General features: G+C 71.9%; 13 protein-coding genes. 8 read left to right on the forward strand and 5 right to left on the reverse strand.

The features are described 5' to 3' along the window. Window positions 1–2 precede the first annotated feature (2 nt). From pbpC to DWB05_RS04205, 3 genes are all read right to left on the reverse strand, one after another. The gene (pbpC, locus tag DWB05_RS04195; protein ID WP_114375323.1) at window positions 3–1976 is read right to left on the reverse strand and encodes a penicillin-binding protein 1C; all 1974 of its coding nucleotides are present in this window, start codon (window positions 1974–1976) and stop codon (window positions 3–5) included. Window position 1977: 1 nt separating this feature from the next. Beyond that, on the reverse strand, window positions 1978–7110 hold the full coding sequence (locus DWB05_RS04200) for an alpha-2-macroglobulin family protein (RefSeq protein ID WP_114375325.1): 5133 nt from the start codon (window positions 7108–7110) through the stop codon (window positions 1978–1980). Window positions 7111–7249: 139 nt separating this feature from the next. Next, a complete protein-coding gene (locus tag DWB05_RS04205; protein ID WP_114375327.1) occupies window positions 7250–8533 on the reverse strand; it encodes a TAXI family TRAP transporter solute-binding subunit in 1284 nt (427 codons plus the stop codon). Window positions 8534–8803: 270 nt separating this feature from the next. On the opposite strand from DWB05_RS04205, the gene DWB05_RS04210 reads away from it, so the two are divergent. The 5 genes from DWB05_RS04210 (at window position 8804) to DWB05_RS04230 (ending at window position 12978) form a co-directional block, all read left to right on the forward strand. Beyond that, entirely contained in the window at window positions 8804–10201 is a 1398-nt protein-coding gene (locus DWB05_RS04210) for a CmpA/NrtA family ABC transporter substrate-binding protein (RefSeq protein ID WP_114375329.1), read from the forward strand. 15 nt (window positions 10202–10216) lie between these two features. Continuing rightward, window positions 10217–11062 carry a nitrate ABC transporter permease gene (gene ntrB / locus DWB05_RS04215; RefSeq protein WP_114375331.1) on the forward strand — a complete coding sequence of 282 codons (846 nt, stop codon included), beginning with the start codon at window positions 10217–10219 and terminating at the stop codon, window positions 11060–11062. Between the two features lie 8 nt (window positions 11063–11070). After that, window positions 11071–11928 (forward strand): ABC transporter ATP-binding protein, encoded by an 858-nt coding sequence (locus DWB05_RS04220; RefSeq protein WP_114375333.1) that lies wholly within the window; start codon window positions 11071–11073, stop codon window positions 11926–11928. Between the two features lie 44 nt (window positions 11929–11972). Then, the gene (gene cynS / locus DWB05_RS04225) at window positions 11973–12455 is read left to right on the forward strand and encodes a cyanase (protein ID WP_114375335.1); all 483 of its coding nucleotides are present in this window, start codon (window positions 11973–11975) and stop codon (window positions 12453–12455) included. A gap of 112 nt (window positions 12456–12567) precedes the next feature. Further along, complete coding sequence (locus tag DWB05_RS04230; RefSeq protein WP_114375337.1) at window positions 12568–12978, forward strand: VOC family protein; 411 nt, start codon at window positions 12568–12570, stop codon at window positions 12976–12978. A 27-nt stretch (window positions 12979–13005) separates the two neighbouring features. On the opposite strand, the gene DWB05_RS04235 is transcribed toward DWB05_RS04230, so the two are convergent. Together DWB05_RS04235 and DWB05_RS04240 are read right to left on the reverse strand one after the other, a co-directional pair. After that, entirely contained in the window at window positions 13006–13584 is a 579-nt protein-coding gene (locus DWB05_RS04235) for a demethoxyubiquinone hydroxylase family protein (protein WP_114375339.1), read from the reverse strand. Further along, window positions 13581–14066, reverse strand: a complete 486-nt coding sequence (locus tag DWB05_RS04240; protein WP_114375341.1) for a disulfide bond formation protein B — start codon at window positions 14064–14066, stop codon at window positions 13581–13583. The genes DWB05_RS04235 and DWB05_RS04240 overlap by 4 nt, the downstream gene beginning before the upstream one ends. An 80-nt stretch (window positions 14067–14146) precedes the next feature. On the opposite strand from DWB05_RS04240, the gene DWB05_RS04245 reads away from it, so the two are divergent. The 3 genes from DWB05_RS04245 (at window position 14147) to DWB05_RS04255 (ending at window position 16540) form a co-directional block, all read left to right on the forward strand. Then, window positions 14147–14770 (forward strand): glutathione S-transferase family protein, encoded by a 624-nt coding sequence (locus tag DWB05_RS04245; RefSeq protein ID WP_114375343.1) that lies wholly within the window; start codon window positions 14147–14149, stop codon window positions 14768–14770. A gap of 45 nt (window positions 14771–14815) precedes the next feature. After that, complete coding sequence (locus DWB05_RS04250; RefSeq protein WP_114375345.1) at window positions 14816–15214, forward strand: DoxX family protein; 399 nt, start codon at window positions 14816–14818, stop codon at window positions 15212–15214. A gap of 165 nt (window positions 15215–15379) precedes the next feature. Next, window positions 15380–16540, forward strand: a complete 1161-nt coding sequence (locus DWB05_RS04255) for a two-component system sensor histidine kinase NtrB (protein ID WP_114375347.1) — start codon at window positions 15380–15382, stop codon at window positions 16538–16540. Window positions 16541–16546: the final 6 nt, after the last annotated feature.

The following is a 16546-nucleotide window of genomic DNA, read 5'->3' on the forward strand; positions in this document are numbered from 1 at the left end:
GTTCAGCGGACCCGGATCTCGGCCGAGGCGGCCACTCCCGATGAATCGATCACCGTCACACGATAGGCGCCTGGCCCGGCGGGAAGCCAGAGCGCATCGCGACGATGCCGCTCGCTCGGCAACGGCGCGCCGTCGACGAGGAAGGTGAGCGGCCTCTGCCCGCCAGCAGCGCGCAGCGTGACGGCTTGCCCGCGCGCCACCTGCGCCCCGCTGGGCGGAAAGACGAGACGGAGGCGGTCGGCCTCGCCCGCCCCGAGCCTCGCCAGGGCAGGCGCGGGCGGCAGCGGCTGGGCCGGCGGCAACGGGCCCGGATCCGGCAGCAGGGCGAAGGCGCGGAGCAGCAGCGGCAGCGCGAGCCGACGCCCCGTCTCGCCCGGCAGCGGCGTGCCGTCGGGACGTCCGACCCAGACGCCGATGGTGTGGGTGGCGGACACGCCGACCGCCCAGGCATCGCGATGACCCCAGGACGTGCCGGTCTTCCAGGCGTAGCGCGGTGGGCTCGCCTGCGGCGCGAGGCCGGGCGGAACGGGACTCGCGGCGAGGATGGCCCGCACCGCGCCGGCCGCGGCCGGCGAAACGAAGGGGTGCAGCGACGCCCGCTCGCCGTCGCGCCAGACCGGCGCCGCGACCCGGCCGTCGGCAGCGAGCGCCGCCGTCAGTGCCACCAGCTCCTCGAGCGTGACGCCGAGCCCCCCCAACGCCACCGGCAGGCCCGGCGCGCCGGCCGCCGGTAGCCGCGGTGCGATCCCCGCCGTCTTCAAGGCGGCGACGAAGGCGAGCGGGCCGAAGGCGTCCGCCACCACCACCGCCGGCACGTTGAGGGAGAGGCGGAGCGCGTCCCGCGCGGTCAGGTCGCCCGCAAAGCCGCGCGCGAAGTTCTCCGGCGCGTAACCGCCGAAGCGATGCGGCAGGTCGGCGATGCGCGTGTCGGGCCGAAGCAAGCCGCCATCGAAGGCAAGGGCGAACAGGAGGGGCTTCAGCGCAGAGCCGGGCGAGCGCACGGCGCGGCAGAGGTCGAGGGCGCCGGCCCGGCTCTCCCCGGGCAGCCCGCAGAGGGCGGCGGCCACGCTGTGGTCCGCGTTGCGCAGGACCAGGACGGCGAGGTTGGCGCGCGGATCGAACTCGGTCGCGGCCTCCGCGGCGAGGCGTTCGAGCGCTGCTTGCAGCGGGGCCTCGAGGGTGGTCGCGATGCGCCCGCCGCTGCCGTCGGCAACGCGCGCGGCGAGATGCCGCGCGCGGGCTGGCATGGCAAGGCGCGTCTCGGGAAGGGGACCGACGGCTCGGATTTCGGCCTCGCTCAGCAGGCCAGCGCCCTGGGCGATGGCCAGCACCCGCGCCCGCGCCCGCCCCGCGCGATCGGGATGGCGGTCGGGGCGAAGGGCGGAGGGGCGTTGTGGCAGGGCAACGAGGAGGGCGAGTTCGCCCGCGTCCAGTGCGGCGGGCGGGCGGCCGAAGAAGGCATGGGAGGCGGCGCGCACTCCCTCCAAATTGCCGCCGTAAGGGGCAAGAGTGAGCCACAGGGCGAGAATCTCGTCCTTCGTGAACCGCGCCTCGAGCTGCAGGGCGCGGAAGATTTCGATCGCCTTCGCGCCCAAGGTGCGCGGGCGCGGCTCGAGCAGGCGGGCCACCTGCATCGTGAGCGTGCTGCCACCGGAGACGACGCGGCCATGGCGGATCGCCTGCAGCGCCGCACGGGTGAGCGCGAGTGGATCGACCCCGGGATGAAGGCGAAAGCGGCGGTCCTCGCGCGCGATCAGCATCTCGAGGAAGAGGGGCGGGACGTCCGCCACCGTCGTGCGCATCCGCCACACTCCGCCCTCCGCCGGGCGGACGGCGAGCAGGGCGCCGTCGCGATCGAGAAGTTCGAGCGAGAGGGATCGGGCGCGCGAGAGATCGGGCGGAAAGGCGCGATCGAGCGCGAACGCGACGCCCGCGACCAAGCCGAGCGCGACCAGGAGCGCCGCCGTCCGGCGCATCTCAGTCGGCCGGGGCGACCGCGATCCGTCCCGTGGCCTGACGCGCGAAGAACCGCGGCTTGTACATGTCGAACAGCAGGGCGCCGGGCAGTTCGAACCGCCCGGGCGTGACCGCGCGAACGAGGAAGCCGAGCTTGAACGACGGCTCCTCGGGCGTGAGGTCGATCTGCGCCACCAGGCGGTCGTCGCGCAGGGCGACGGAGCGGGCGCGCGACAATTCGCCGAGGAAGGGGAAGGCCGGCACCTCGCCAGGTCCAAGGCGGGCCGGTTCGGCCTCCCAGCCGGCCGGCAGCCCATGCACGAGCAGGGCCTGATGTGCGAGGCGCGTTTCCGCCCGACCTTCGATGACCAGGAGGAACACGTCGTTCTGCCTCAGCGCATCGAGGTTCACCGGCGTGCCGTTGCGGTTGAGGAAGTTTCGCCGCACCACCATCCCGTCGCGCGCCGCTCCGGGCGCCTGGGCGGGAATGCCGCTCAACGCGACGGAGGCGAAGATCGGCCGCTGCCCGAGATTGCGCAGGCTGAGCGGCAGTTCCGACGGCGCGCGCAGGACGGTGGTGAGGACGGCGGGGGCAACCTCGCGCCCGTCCACGGCAAGGGGAACGGGCGTGCCGTCGCGCCCCAGCACGGCCGCCGCCGCCACCAGCCAAGCCTGCTCCTGGGTGCTGGTGCGCGCGGGCTGGACGGCATCCGCCGGCAGCTGGTCCAGCAACCGCGGCACGCGGTCGGCCAACACGCCCCCCTCGCGGACGCGCACGATCAGCATGGCGGCGTCGCGCACGGTCGAGCCGTAGTCCTGCGCGAAAGGCTCTCGCCGCGGGTCGGTCACCGCCTCGCGCAACAGGGCCTCGCCGCGCCCCGCATCGCCCATGCGCAGCAGCGCGGCGCCGAGCAGGCCGCGGGACAGCGGGGTCGGCAGACGCCCCGCCCCCTGGTCGGCCAACACGCGCGCCGCTCCCGGCCGCGGGCGCCCGGCCAGCGCCAGACTGTCCAGGGCATAGGCCTGGGCGGCGCGGGACCATGGCTCGTTCGACGGTTCGTCGGTGAACTCGGCCAGCCAACGCAAGGCGGAGGCGAACGCGGCCTCGGGCACGGTCACGCCGGCGGCCCGGGCACGGACGAGGAACTCGACCGCATAGGCAGTGAGCCAGGGTTCGGCCTGGTCGCCGGAACTCCAGAGGCCGAAGGCGCCGTCGAACCGTTGCTTGTCGAGGACGCTCCGCACCACCGCCTCCAGCCGGGCGCGGCGGTCGGCGGCGAGCGGGCTTTCCTCGCCGAGGAAGACAAGCGGCAGGCCCTGGCTGACCACCTGCTCGAGGCAGGCGTAGGGCCAGACCTCGAGCGCGCGGGCGAGAGCGGCGAGATCGAGCGGGGAGGCGGTGTTCACCGTCACGCTCGCCCGCGCCGTTCCCGGCAGGAAACGGGCGAGCGTATCGGCGGCGAGATCCAGACTCGCGCCGGCAGCGAGTTCGCGCCGGCTCACCGTCGTCTCGACGGGGCGGGCCGGCCGTACCGTGAGCGGAAACACGCGGGTGGCCGAGAAGCCGTCAGGACCCTCCGCCACCAGCCGGAGCGTCGCCACGCCGACCCCCGTGCCGCGCAGACCGAACAGGGCACGCGCCCGCGCGTCCTGAGCGAGCTGGACCGATTGCGTCGCGCCATCGACGGCGAGCGGCCCGTCGGCCGAGAGCGAGACGCGCACCGTGCCGGCGGGCAGTTCGACGTTGTGCAGGGAGACGGCGAGGCGCGCCTCGTCGCCGGGGGCGAGGAAGCGGGGCAAGGCCGGTTCGGCGACGAGACGATCGCGCACCGGAACGGACAGCGCGGCCGCTCCGCTCCGGGCGGGCTCCCAGGCGACGGCGGCGAGGCGGAGCGCGGTGTTCACGTCCGGCACCTCGAGCCGAAAGCGCGCCACGCCGTCCGCTCCCGCCGTCCGGGGCCCCTCGAACAGGCTGGCGATCACGAAGGGCAGGGCGGGCAGGGCAGCGCCTGCATCGTCCTCGTCACCACCCTGGCGCAGGATCCCCGCTTCGCCCTCGGCGGGCAGGACCAGCCGTCCGTAATCGTCGCGGATGTCAAGCCCGAGCCGCCGCTTGGCGGTGAACCACCCGGCAGGGTCGGGGGCGGCATGGCCGGTGAGGCGAAGGATCCCCTCGTCCACGGCGGCCAGCGCCACCTGTGCGCCGGGTGCGGTGCGCACCGCGACCTCGACTGTGCCGCGCGGACGGAGCAGGGTCGGCGCCTCGATCGCGACCGGCAGGGTGCGCGGGGCGGGGTCGATGCCGAGCCAGGCAAGCCCCAGGGCGCGCACCGGACCCGAACCCGCCTCCGTCCGGCCGCGCACCAGCATCACCGCCGCATAGGCGCCCGAGCCCCAGGCGCGATCGACCGGAATCTCCACCGTGGTCGCGCCGCGCGGCACCGCGAGCGTGCGCACGGCATGCACGCGGTCGGTCAGCACCAGCACGGTCGCGGTGCCGGCGAAGGGCGCCTCGATTCGCAGCCGTGCCGTCTCCCCGTGGGCATAGGCGGCGCGATCGGCCGCGACGTCGAGGAGGTCCGGCGTGTCGCCGCCGCCGGCGACGCTGACGAAGCCGACCCGGAAGCGCACCGAGGTGGCGGCGAGCGTTACGGAGTCGGCAACCTCGAGGCGGTAGCGCCCCCATTCGAGGCGGCGCGCGAAGCGCATCGGCTGGTCAACGCCGACAGCGAGCGTGGTCGCCTCCAGCGGCTCGTCGCGCCAGACCGTCTCGTAGCGCGCGAGGCGATCGCGGATCACCACCCGCCAGTCGGGCCGTTCGCGCACCAGACGCAGGCGCAGGCCCTGCCGCCCCACCGCACGGCCCTCGGCGTCGAAGACGGCGATGTCGAAGGCCGCCTCCTCGCCCTCCGGCACCGCGCCGGCGGCGAAGCGAGGACGGATGCCGATCAGCGCGCCTTGGGCGCGCACGGGCAGGCTCACCCGCGCCCGCGACGGGCGGCCGCCGGGCTCGCTCACCTCGACCGAGACCGTCGCGCGCAGTGGGCGGGTGGTGTCCGGAGCGCGAGCCAGCAGCAGGGTGGCCGTGGTTCGACCCTGGGCGTCGGTGTCGGGCAGCGCAAGATCCTCGCGGATCGTGTCGGGCGCGTCCTCGACCAAGCCGAAGCGCCACTCCGCGAGCTGGGGGAAGGGCTCGGGGTCTGGGGCGATGACGAGTTCGCCGCGGGCCGACAGGCCGGACGCGGGCGGGCCGTAGAGGAAGCGGGCGGTGACCGGCAAGGCGAGCGGCGTGCCCGGCACGAGGGGGCCAGCAGCGGCGCCGATTTCCACCGCGAGGCGCTCCGGCACGAAGTCGGCGACGGTGACGGTGGCGCGCCCGATCGGCGCCGCCGCGGGGTCGGCGAAAGCCTCGACGGTCCAAGTGCCCTGCGTGGCTCCCGGCGAGAGCGGGACCGACCAGACGCGCCCCCCCGCCGCATCAGGCCGCGGCACGGCCTCGGCGGCGACGGTGCCGTTGGGCCGGCGCAGGCGAAGCGTGAGCGGAACGTCCGCCGCATGGCCGGTGGCGTCGCGCAGCAGAGCGAGCACGTGGACCGTCTCGCCCGGGCGGTAGATGCCGCGCTCGGTCCACAGCCAGGCATCGAGCGGGCCGGGGTGCGCCCTGCCCTCTACGCCGCGGTCGGAGAGGTCGAAGGCAGCCCGGTCGAGGTCGAGGACGGCGAAGTCGCCCTCCGCCTTGCGGGCCGAGATCAGCCGCGGTGCCGCCCCGCCGCGACCGCGCAGCAAGGGGGCGGGAAAGCGCGCCACCCCCTCGGCGTCGGTCTCGACGATCGCGAGCTCCTCGTTGTCGCGGGCGATCAGCGCGACCCTCAGCCCCGAGAGGGGACGCGCATCGGAGAGGGCGCGGGCCAACACGGTGAGCCCGTCCGTGCCTCGCAGCACGGCGAGCCCGATGTCGGTGACGATGAACCATTGCGTGGCGAGATCGCTCCAGGCCGGCAACGGCGTGCCGTCGCCCGGGGCGGCGGTCAGCGCGAACAGCCCGGGTCCCTGCCCGGCCAACATGGGCGCGAGGTCGAGCACGGTGCGAGCGAGTTCGTTGCGCCGCCAGGACGGGATCTCCAGCGTGCCTTCCCAGACGAGACGCGCGCGCTCGGAGGCGAGTTCGCGCGCGATCCAGGACGAGAGCGGACGGAAAGCCGGGCCGTCCTCGCCGACTTGTCCCGCGATGCCGCGCTCCGGCACGCGGTAGAGGCGCAGGGCGACGGCGGAGAGGTTGACCGTGCCGACGGTCAGACGCGGCGCCTCGCCGCGCGGCAGGATGAAGGCACCCGATTGCAGGACGACGCGCGGCTGCCGGTCGGGGATCGTCACCTCGAGGGTGGCGGCGCGACGCAGGCTCGCTCCGTCCGCCCCCGGCAGCCCTTCGCGCAGCGTCAGCCGCCAGGTGCGACCGTGCGCGAGACCGGCGACGCACAGGCGATTGTCTTCGCGCGTGACGGCGACCGCGGCGGCAGGTTCGACCCTCACCCAGTCGGCCCAGGCGACGTCACGGCGCGGCGAAAGCACATCGGAGAAGGCGATGCAGGCGCGCGGCGGGTCGCTTTCCGCCTCCGGCGTCACCCCGCGCACCACGATGCCGACCGCGCGGCGGAGCTCGGCCAGGCGCTGGCGATGCGCCGCATTCGCAGGGTCGCGTTCGATCACCGCGTTCATCGCCTCGATGGCGAGCTCGGGCCGCCCGGCGGGGCCCGCGAGGATGTCGGCGATGCGCAGCAGCGAGGGGATCTCCGGCGTCCCGGCCGGCACCATCATGAAGGCCTGCCAGGCCGACTGCAGGGCACGGTTGGCGTCGGGCGGGCTGCGCCGGGTCCAGGCCTCGGAGAGCCTCAGCCAGTGCCGATCCGTCACCTCGCCGAGCGCGATGCGCGCCTCGAGCGCGCGCACGGCCTCGGCCCAGTCGTTGCGGGCGATCGCGGCGTCGATGCGGCGATCGGCGGCGTTGCGCGCCTCGGCGGTGGCCGGCGCGCGCGGCGCGAGGCTGCGGGCATAGGCGGCCGCGTCGGCGGCAAGACCGGGGATTTCGAAGGCGGAAGCCGGTGGCGAAACCAGCCAGAGCGTCAGGGCGAGGATCAGGGCCGACAGGGTCCGCATCGCAACGCTCCGCTCTGCAAGCCGTGGCGGGGAGGCTGGCAGATCGGCGGGCCAACTGTCCACCACGGCTTCGCAACGGACTGCCATGGCGTGGAAGTTGCGGCGTCCTCGTCGCCGGTGAGCCGACGCGATCGCCGCCTCAACGCAGCTGTCCGGAGCGGACAAGCGCGATGTGGTTGCGCAATTCGTAGAGAGGGTTGGCATGACTGAGCGGCACACGCACACGGCCGACCCGGTCTGCGAGGCGATCGAGCTCCGCATGCACGCGACGTCGTTCCTCCTCGCTCGCGGCGGCGGCAAGCTCGGCCTCGAGGAGGCGCAGCTGCCGGTACCAGCGATACACCTTGCGGTCGATCTGCCAGCGCCAGAGCACGGGGGCGAGACGCAGCAGGGGAATGGCGAGGCCGATCAGCGGGATGACGATGACCCAGGCGCGCTCGAGCCAGACCGCGACCCAGAACGGGAGGTAGCGCTGCAGGAACCCGGGCCCATGCCGGAGGTAGCGATCCGCATCCGGATGCAGCGGCCAACCGACGGGGTCGGAGGTCGGGAAGCGGCCCGCCGGGGCGAACAGGGTGCGGCCGCGATGGGTCTCGTGCAGCGCGTCCATCATCAGCGCAACGATGCGGGGATGAAGATCGGGGCGGGCGAGCACCTCGGCCATCGGGGCAACGAGCGTGGTGTCGCGCTCCGGCAGGTCGGCGGCGAGATCGAGCCCTCCCGCCGGCAGCCGCACCCGAGTGAGGAACGGCAGGGCGGCGACATAGGCGTCGGCGCGGCTGCCGAAATCGACGAGGCGGATCGACGGATCGCGCATCGCTTCGGCCATCGCCGCGGTCGGGGCGGCGACGACGAAGGCGGCCGCGGCGACCTCGCCCGCGCGCAAGGCCCTCGCCGCCTCGCGCCCGCCGATCGCGCGCAGGTCGAGCGCGGCGGGATCGAGACCGGTCACCGCGAGCAGCCGTAGCGCGAGTGCCCGCGTCCCACTGCCTTCGGTGCCGACGGCGATCGGGCGACCGCGCAAATCGGCAAGCCTCGTCTCGGCGGGCAGGTCGCGCACGAGCAGCCAAAGCGGTTCGAAGAAGATGCCGCCCAGGCTGACGGGCCCGGGGGCGGTGTCGGCATTCGCGACCCCGCCCTGGATCACCGCGAGGTCCACCGCGGGCGGATCGGCGGTCAGGAGGGCCAGGTTCTCGACGGTTCCCTCGGTGGTGCGGATACGCAAGCGAATGCCTTCGCGGGCAAGGATGGCGGCCCAGGCGATGGCGGCGGCCTGATAGGCGCCATCGGCAGGGCCGGTGGCGACGACAACCTCGCGGGGCGGCGGCGGGGCGACGAAGCGCCAGGCGACCGCAATCGTCGCCGCGATCACCAGGGCGACGAGGCCGTAGGCACGAAGGAAGGCGCGCAACGCAGTCCCCATCGGGCAGGAGGCTAGCCCGTCCGCCGACCGCCGTCGCCCTGTCGGCGTGGCGTGGTCCTCCCGCCCGCTCCAGCGTCACCGTGCCCAAGAAACGGGCGCACCGTGACGGGCCCGGTCTGGCAGGTCCGCGGAAAGCGGGGAGGGGCGCGCATGGCACGCCCTTCGCTAGCCCTCCCGACGGCTGAAGAGGCGAGGCGCGCGGGGCGTGGACGCGGCGGAGCATGGCTCACGACCGGCAACCTTGGCGCGACGCAGCGGACAGGAGGCATCATGTCGGGACCCTTCGCCGATCCTTTCGACCCGAAGACGGCGCTCAGGCGCTGCAGCTGCGGCCGTCACGCCTCCCAGGTCGAGCATGATCGCGCCCTGGCCTGCGACCCCGTCGAGACCGGGACGGAGGCGACCGAGACGGACGTGGAGGCCCTCTCCGCCCGCATCGTCGAGACCGCGGTCGCCAAGGCGGTGTTCGGCACCGAGGCGCGACGCCGCGCGTTCCTGAGCCTCGTCGGCAAGGCGACGGCCGCCTCCGTGCTCGCCGCCTTCTTCCCCCTCGATGCCGCCAAGGAGGCCTTCGCCCAGGCGCCGCGCACGATCGAGAAGCGCGACCTCAGGATCGGCTTCATCCCGATCACCTGCGCCACCCCGATCATCATGGCGCACCCGATGGGGTTCTACGCCAAGCACGGGCTGAACGTGGAGGTGATCCGCACCGCCGGCTGGGCGGTGATCCGCGACCGCGCACTCAATCGCGAGTACGACGCCGCGCACATGCTCTCGCCGATGCCGCTCGCCATCACCCTCGGCGTCGGCTCGAACCCGATCCCCTGGACGATGCCAGCGGTGGAGAACATCAACGGCCAGGCGATCACGCTCGCCAACAAGCATCGCGACCGGCGCGACCCCAAGGACTGGCGCGGCTTCCGCTTCGCCGTGCCGTTCGACTTCTCGATCCACAACTACCTTTTGCGCTACTACGTCGCCGAAGCAGGGCTCGATCCCGATCGCGACATCCAGATCCGCGCCGTGCCGCCGCCCGAAATGGTGGCCAACCTCCGGGCCGACAACATCGACGGCTTCCTCGGCCCCGATCCCTTCAACCAACGCGCCGTGTTCGACGGCGTGGGCTTCATCCACATTCTGACGCGCGAGCTCTGGGACGGGCATCCGTGCTGCGCCTTCGCGGTGAGCCGCGCCTTCATCACGGAGAACCCCGGCACCTATCACGCGCTGCTGCGCGCGATCATCGAGGCGACGGCCTATGCCTCGAACCCCGCCAACCGGCGCGAGGTGGCGGCCGCCATCTCCGCCCAGAACTACCTGAACCAGCCGGTGACAGTGGTGGAACAGGTGCTGACCGGAACCTTCGCGGACGGGCTCGGGCGCGTGCAGCGCGTGCCGAACCGGATCGATTTCGATCCGTTCCCCTGGCATTCCATGGCGATCTGGATCCTGACCCAGATGAAGCGTTGGGGACAGATCCGCGGCGACATCAACTACGCCCAGATCGCGGAGCAGGTCTTCCTCGCCACCGACGCGGCGCAGGCGATGCGCGAGCTCGGCCTCAGCCCGCCCGAGCGGACCACCCGCACGCACGTGATCATGGGCAAGACCTTCGACCCCGCAGACCCCGAGGGCTACCTCGCCTCCTTCGCCATCCGACGCAGCTGAAACCCGACGGTCGCGATGCGCGCCGCGCGCCCTTTCGCTTCGCTCGCCCTCTCCTTTCTGCTGCTCGCCATTTTCGTCGGCGTATGGCAGCTCTCGTCGCTCACCCCGCGGGGCGGGGAGGCGACGGTCGACCCCGAGTATGCCGCGCTTGTGGGCGCGGCGGCGGCGACGGGCGGACAGACGCCCTTCCCCTCTCCGCTCGAGGTCGGTGCGCGCATCCTCGAGCATCTTGCCGACCCGTTCTATGTGCGCGGCACCAACGACCAGGGCATCGGCGTGCAGCTCGCCTATTCGCTCGGGCGCGTCCTCGCGGGCTACGGCATCGCCGCCCTCGTTGCGATTCCGCTCGGGTTCGTCATCGGCATGAGCCCCCTGCTCTACGGCGCGCTCAATCCCTTCATCCAGGTGCTGCGCCCGATCAGCCCGCTCGCCTGGATGCCGCTCGCGCTCTACACGATCAAGGACAGCGCGGTGAGTTCGATTTTCGTCATCTTCATCTGCTCGGTCTGGCCGATGCTGATCAACACCGCCTTCGGCGTGGCCTCGGTGCGCCGCGAGTGGCTGAACGTGGCGCGCACCCTCGAATGCTCGACGCTGCGCACGGCCTTCCGCGTCATCCTGCCGGCTGCTGCGCCGACGATCATGACCGGGATGCGCATCTCCATCGGCATCGCTTGGCTCGTCATCGTCGCCGCCGAGATGCTCGTCGGCGGCACGGGCATCGGCTACTTCGTCTGGAACCAGTGGAACAACCTCTCGCTCGCCGACATCGTCACCGCGATCCTGGTCATCGGCCTCGTCGGCATGGTGCTCGACCAGCTCCTCGCGATGGCGACGCGCGCGGTGTCCTACCAGGAGTGAGGGGGGCGATGCGGCGTTCGTTCGTCAGCGTCGAGGGGATCGCGCGGCGTTTTCCCGGACCGCGCGGCGGCCCCGCGCAGACCGTGTTCGAGAATGTCTGGTTCGGCATCGAGGAAGGCGAGTTCGTCTGCCTGATCGGGCATTCGGGCTGCGGCAAGACGACGATCCTGAACATCCTCGCCGGGCTTGACCGGGCGTCGGAAGGCGCGGTGGTGGTGGCTGGGCGCGAGATCGACGGGCCGTCGCTCGATCGCGCGGTGATCTTCCAGAGCCACGCTCTCCTGCCTTGGCTGACGGCGGAGGAGAACATCGCCTTCGCCGTGCGCAGCCGGCACCCCGACTGGTCGCGCGCGCAGGTGGCGGCGGAGTGCCGGCGGTGGATCGACCTCGTCGGGCTCTCGGCCGCAGCGGGGAAGAAGCCCGCCCAGCTCTCGGGCGGAATGAAGCAGCGGGTCGGCATCGCGCGCGCGCTCTCCGTGCGACCGAAGATTCTGCTGATGGACGAGCCCTTCTCGGCCCTGGATGCGCTCACCCGCGGCACGCTGCAGGACGAGGTGAACCGGATCGTCGCCGAGACGAAGCTGACCGCCTTCATGATCACCCACGACGTGGACGAGGCGATCCTGCTCGCCGATCGCATCCTGCTGATGACGAACGGGCCGAACGCGAAGATCGCGGAGGTGGTGGTCAACACCCTGCCCCGCCCGCGCACGCGCCACGACGTGCACCATCTGCCGGGCTACGCCGAACTGCGCAACCACATCCTCGATTTCCTGGTCGACCGCTCGAAGCGGCTCGCCGAAACCATGCCGTCCGGCTGGGACCCGCGGAGCATCCCCGAGGTGCGCCCGGCCGTCCCCGCCTGATCATTCACTCGCCAACCGTCCCGGGAGAGAGGAGACAGAACGCGATGACGCGCGCGCAACTGACCGAGAAGATCCTCGACATCAAGCGCGAGAAGGGCTGGACGTGGAAGTACATTTGTGAACAGATCGGCGGGGTGTCGCCGGTGCTGATCGTCGGCGCTCTTCTCGGCCAGATGAAGCTCGTCAAACCCCTGGCGAAGAAGGCGGCCGCGCTGTTCGGTCTCTCCGAGGTCGAGGAGCGGATGCTGAACGAGGTGCCGATGCGCGGCACGCCGATGCCGCCGACCGACCCGCTGATCTACCGCTTCTACGAGCTCGTGATGGTGAACGGGCCGGCGTGGAAAGCGCTGATCGAGGAGGAATTCGGCGACGGCATCATGAGCGCGATCGACTTCGACATGGAGATCGAGCGCCTGCCGCACGAGAAGGGTGATCGGGTGAAGATCACCATGTCGGGCAAATTCCTCCCCTACAAGTATTATGGTGCAGAGCAGGGACTGCCGGCTTACGGCTACAAGGAGGAATGAGAGAGGAGGCACGGCGGGGCGCGGCTCGGCCCCGCGGCGAGGCGCTCGTCGCCTCGTGCGATGACAGCCGCCGCCAACCCGCCGATGACCCCCAGCGGAAGCGGGAGCGCCGATGACCGCCAACCCCTCTTCTTTCGCCCAGGCGATCACCTTCCTCTATGCCGATCCGGCGGAAGCGAGCTGGAGCTTCTACGAGGAGGTGATCGGCCTGCCGCTGGTGCAGGACCAGGGCACCTGCCGCATCTACGAAGCCGCGGCCGGGGCCCGCGCCTTCCTCGGCGTCTGCCGGGCGCGGGCGCCGCGCGCGACCGACAACCCGCGCGTTGTCGGTGGCGTGGTGTTCACCTTCGTCACCGACGACGTGGATGGGTGGTACGCCAGGCTTCGCGCGCGCGGCGTCGAGATCCCCGACCCGCCGTCCTTGTCGGAGACCTACCGCGTCTATCACTTCTTCTTTCGCGACCCGGCAGGGTATCTGCTCGAGGTGCAGCGTTTCGAACGCCCAGACTGGCCTGCCCCCTGAAGCACCCTCGCGAGGTGAAGCGGCGGGTCAGACCCGCTCGCTGATCCGGATCGCGAGCCGGCAGCCGGCCTTGATGACAGCGGAGAGCAGGCGATAGGCGGGGGCGAGTTCCGCCTCGTGCGCAAGCCCGATGTCGCGGTGCTCCAGCTCCTCGGCACGGAACCGCTCGATCGTCTCGCGCAGCTCGCGCTCGTCCTCGCCCAGCGCCGCTGCCTGGTCACGATAATGCTCGTCGATCGCCTCCTCCACCGCCACCGTGCAGGCCATGGCGGCGCGGGGCCCGAGCAGCGCCGTGGTCGCGCCGAGCACGTAGCCGGCGACATGCCAGAGCGGCAGCATCACGGTCGGCCGCACGCCGCGCTCGACGACGAGGCGGGAGAAGGTGTCGAGATGCCCCTTCTCCTGCTCCGCCATATGCTCGAGGAGGGGCGCCTTGTCCGTGTGCCCGAGCACGGCGAGTTGCCCGGCATAGATGCGCACCGCGCCGTATTCGCCGGCGTGATCGACCCGGATGATGCGATGCACTAGCTCCTCGGGCGTGGGGTCGCCCGGAAGCCGCCCGGCTGGCCGGGCCTCGTCGCTGCCCAGGAAGGTCGCGTCGTTCATGGCGTGCTCCGTCTGCGCACGAGCGAGATGGTGAGGATCCCCGCCACCGCCAGCGCGTAGAGGGCGTTCCACCCCGCCATCGAGAGCCCCAGCACGCGCACGGCCGGTTCGTCGCATGGCACGGCGGCGACGGGAGGGAGCGACTGGAGGAGATCCTCCACCGTGCGTGCCGTGCCGAGCCCCGGCGGCGCGCAGGCGGCGACGGGAGAGGGCCAAAACCGCCACTCGACCCCGGCATGGAAGGCGGCAAGCGCCGCATTGCCGAGGAAGAGGGCCGCGACGAGGAACAGCGCGATGGCGCCGAAACGGGCGGGAAGGAGCAGACCGACGGCGGCGACCCCGATCGCGGCCCAATAGGGCCAGCGCTGCAGCAGACAGAGCGGACACGGCCGCAGCCCCGCGAGGTGTTCGGCCGCATGGGCCAAGGCGAGCGCCAACGCGGCGGCGGAGGCGGCCAGCACGAGCAGCGGACGGATCATCATGCCGTCCTCCCTAGCACGCCCACCACCCTGGACGGATCACCGACGGCCATCCATGCTCGACGGAGAGGGAGGACGACGCGATGCGCCGGATCTGGGGACGAACGAACTCCATCAACGTGATGAAAGTGCTCTGGGCCTGCGAGGAACTCGGTCTCGCCTACCAGCGGATCGACGCGGGCGGCCCCTTCGGCCGGGTGAAGGAGCCCGAGTTCCTGGCCATGAACCCCAACGGGCTGATCCCCGTGCTCGAGGAGGATGGCTTCGTTCTCTGGGAGAGCAATGCGATCGTCCGCTATCTCGGCGAGGCCCATGGCGGGGAGAGCGGGCTTTGGCCGAAGGAGGCGCGGGTGCGGGCGCTGGCCGACCAGTGGATGGACTGGCAGCAGACCACGGCGCAGGCGGCGATCGGCCCCGCCTTCGTGCAGATGTTCCGCACGCCCCCCGACCGCCGCGACGAAGCGGTGATCCGGCGCAGCGTCGAGCGGGCAGCGGAGGTTTTTCCGGTATTGGACGCCCACCTTCGCCGCCATCCCTATGTCGCCGGCGACACCTTCACGCTTGGCGACATTCCCGTCGGCTGCGCGGTCTACCGCTACCTGCACATGCCGATCGCGCGCCCGGAGCTGCCGAGCCTCGCCGCCTACCACGCCCGCCTGCTCGACCGCCCCGCCTACGTGCGCCATGTCGCGGTTGGTGTAAGCTGACAAGAGCGCGCCCATCGATCGGAGAGCCCGGGAAGGAAGGCGTCCATGCTGCTCGATCTCGGCCTGCTCGTCGCCCGCCTCGCCGTCGCTCCCATGTTCGTGGTCGCCGGCTGGCGCAAGCTGATCGGCTGGCCGCCGCAGCAGGTGATCAGGCTCCTCGAGCGCGAGGAGTTGCCCTACCCCACCCTTCTCGCCGCCGGAACGGTCGCGCTCGAACTCGTCGCCCCCGCGCTGCTCGTGCTTGGCGTGCTGACGCGCTGGGCCGCCGGCGCGCTCGCCATCTTCACCGTGTGGGCAACCTGGATCGCCCACCGGTGGTGGACGTTCCCGCCCGCCGAGCAGGTCCTGCAGACCGGGATCGCGCTGAAGAACATTGCGGTGGCGGGCCTTCTGATCCTGCTCGCGCTCGCCGGCTCGGGCCGCTTCGCCCTGCGGCGGGACTGACGCGCCGCCGCCGCCACAACCCTGGCGCGTAGCCAGCGTTGTAACGCTGCCGTTCCTTCCGTACACTGCAGCCTCGGGGCGCGAAACGAGCTGATCGCGTCACCAGCTGTCGCGCGGCCAAGGTCCCAGCCCGCCGCGCCTGTTCCGGAGAGCCCAGCCCCCTCCATGCCCACGCCCGCGACAGACCTGTTCAGCAGCGAGGAGGCGTTTCACGAACTCGTTCGTTTGGCACCGATCGGCATTTGCGTGACCGATCGCGCACGCCGCTTCGTCCTGGTCAACCCCGCCTACTGCCGTATCTACGGCTATCGCGAGGACGAGCTCTTGGGACGCGAATTCATCCTCGTCCTGCCGGAGGAAGATCGCGCCTACGCGGCCAGGCTTCACGACGACTTTCTCGACGGGCGCACGGATGAGACGCCCGGCGAATGGCGCGTCCTGCGCAAGGACGGTGCGTTGCGCGACATCCTGGTCGATGCCGCGCGCCTCGTCTCGCCATCTGGGGCACGCTTCAAGCTGACCACGGTTCAGGACATCACCGAGGAAAAGAAACGGGAGTCGGAACGGTTCGCCCGCGAACGGGAAGGCCTGATCGCCGCTGTCGCCGCCATCGCGGGGCACGACCTGAACAACACCCTGAGCACCGTCCAGCTCTCGATCGATTTCATCGAGCACGGGCTTGCCGATCGTCCCGACCTCGAGCTGCTGCGGGCGGCGGTGTCCGACATCAAGCAGGTCCTCGAGCGGGCGCGCGCCTTGACCGGACGGCTGCAGGCGATCGCGCTGCCGACCGAACAGCGGCGTGTTCCGGTCGATCCCGTGGCGGAGTGTCGGCGCTCCCTCATCGGTTTCGCCGATCGCGTCGTGTTCGAGAACGCGCTCGAGAGCCCGCTCACGGTGATGGTCGACCCTTGGCGCTTCGCCGACGCCGTGGTGAACTTGTTGACCAATGCGTGCGAGGCGACGGAAGCGGCGGGACGACGCGACCCCATCGTTCTGCGGCTGCGTGGGGCGGAGCGTACGGTGAACGCGGCCGACAGCAATGCCGATGCAACCGTGGCGGTTGAGGTGATTGACCGCGGCCTTGGGATCGATCCGGAGACGGTGTCGCGGATCTTCGAGCCTGGTTTCAGCACCAAGAGGCTGAACGCCGCGCAGCGCGTCCGTGGCATCGGGATGATGAGCGTGCGCCTGTTCGTCGAGGAAGCGGGCGGCTCGGTTCGGGTCCAGTCGGCCCCTGGTCAGGGCACGACGGTGACGCTCCTCCTGCCTGCCCGGCACGTGCCTGCGAAGACGGCCCTCGTCGGCTCCGCGACGGCAGACTAGGGATTC

This window comes from Elioraea thermophila (ex Habib et al. 2022), assembly GCF_003336755.1.
GTDB lineage: Bacteria > Pseudomonadota > Alphaproteobacteria > Acetobacterales > Acetobacteraceae > Elioraea > Elioraea thermophila.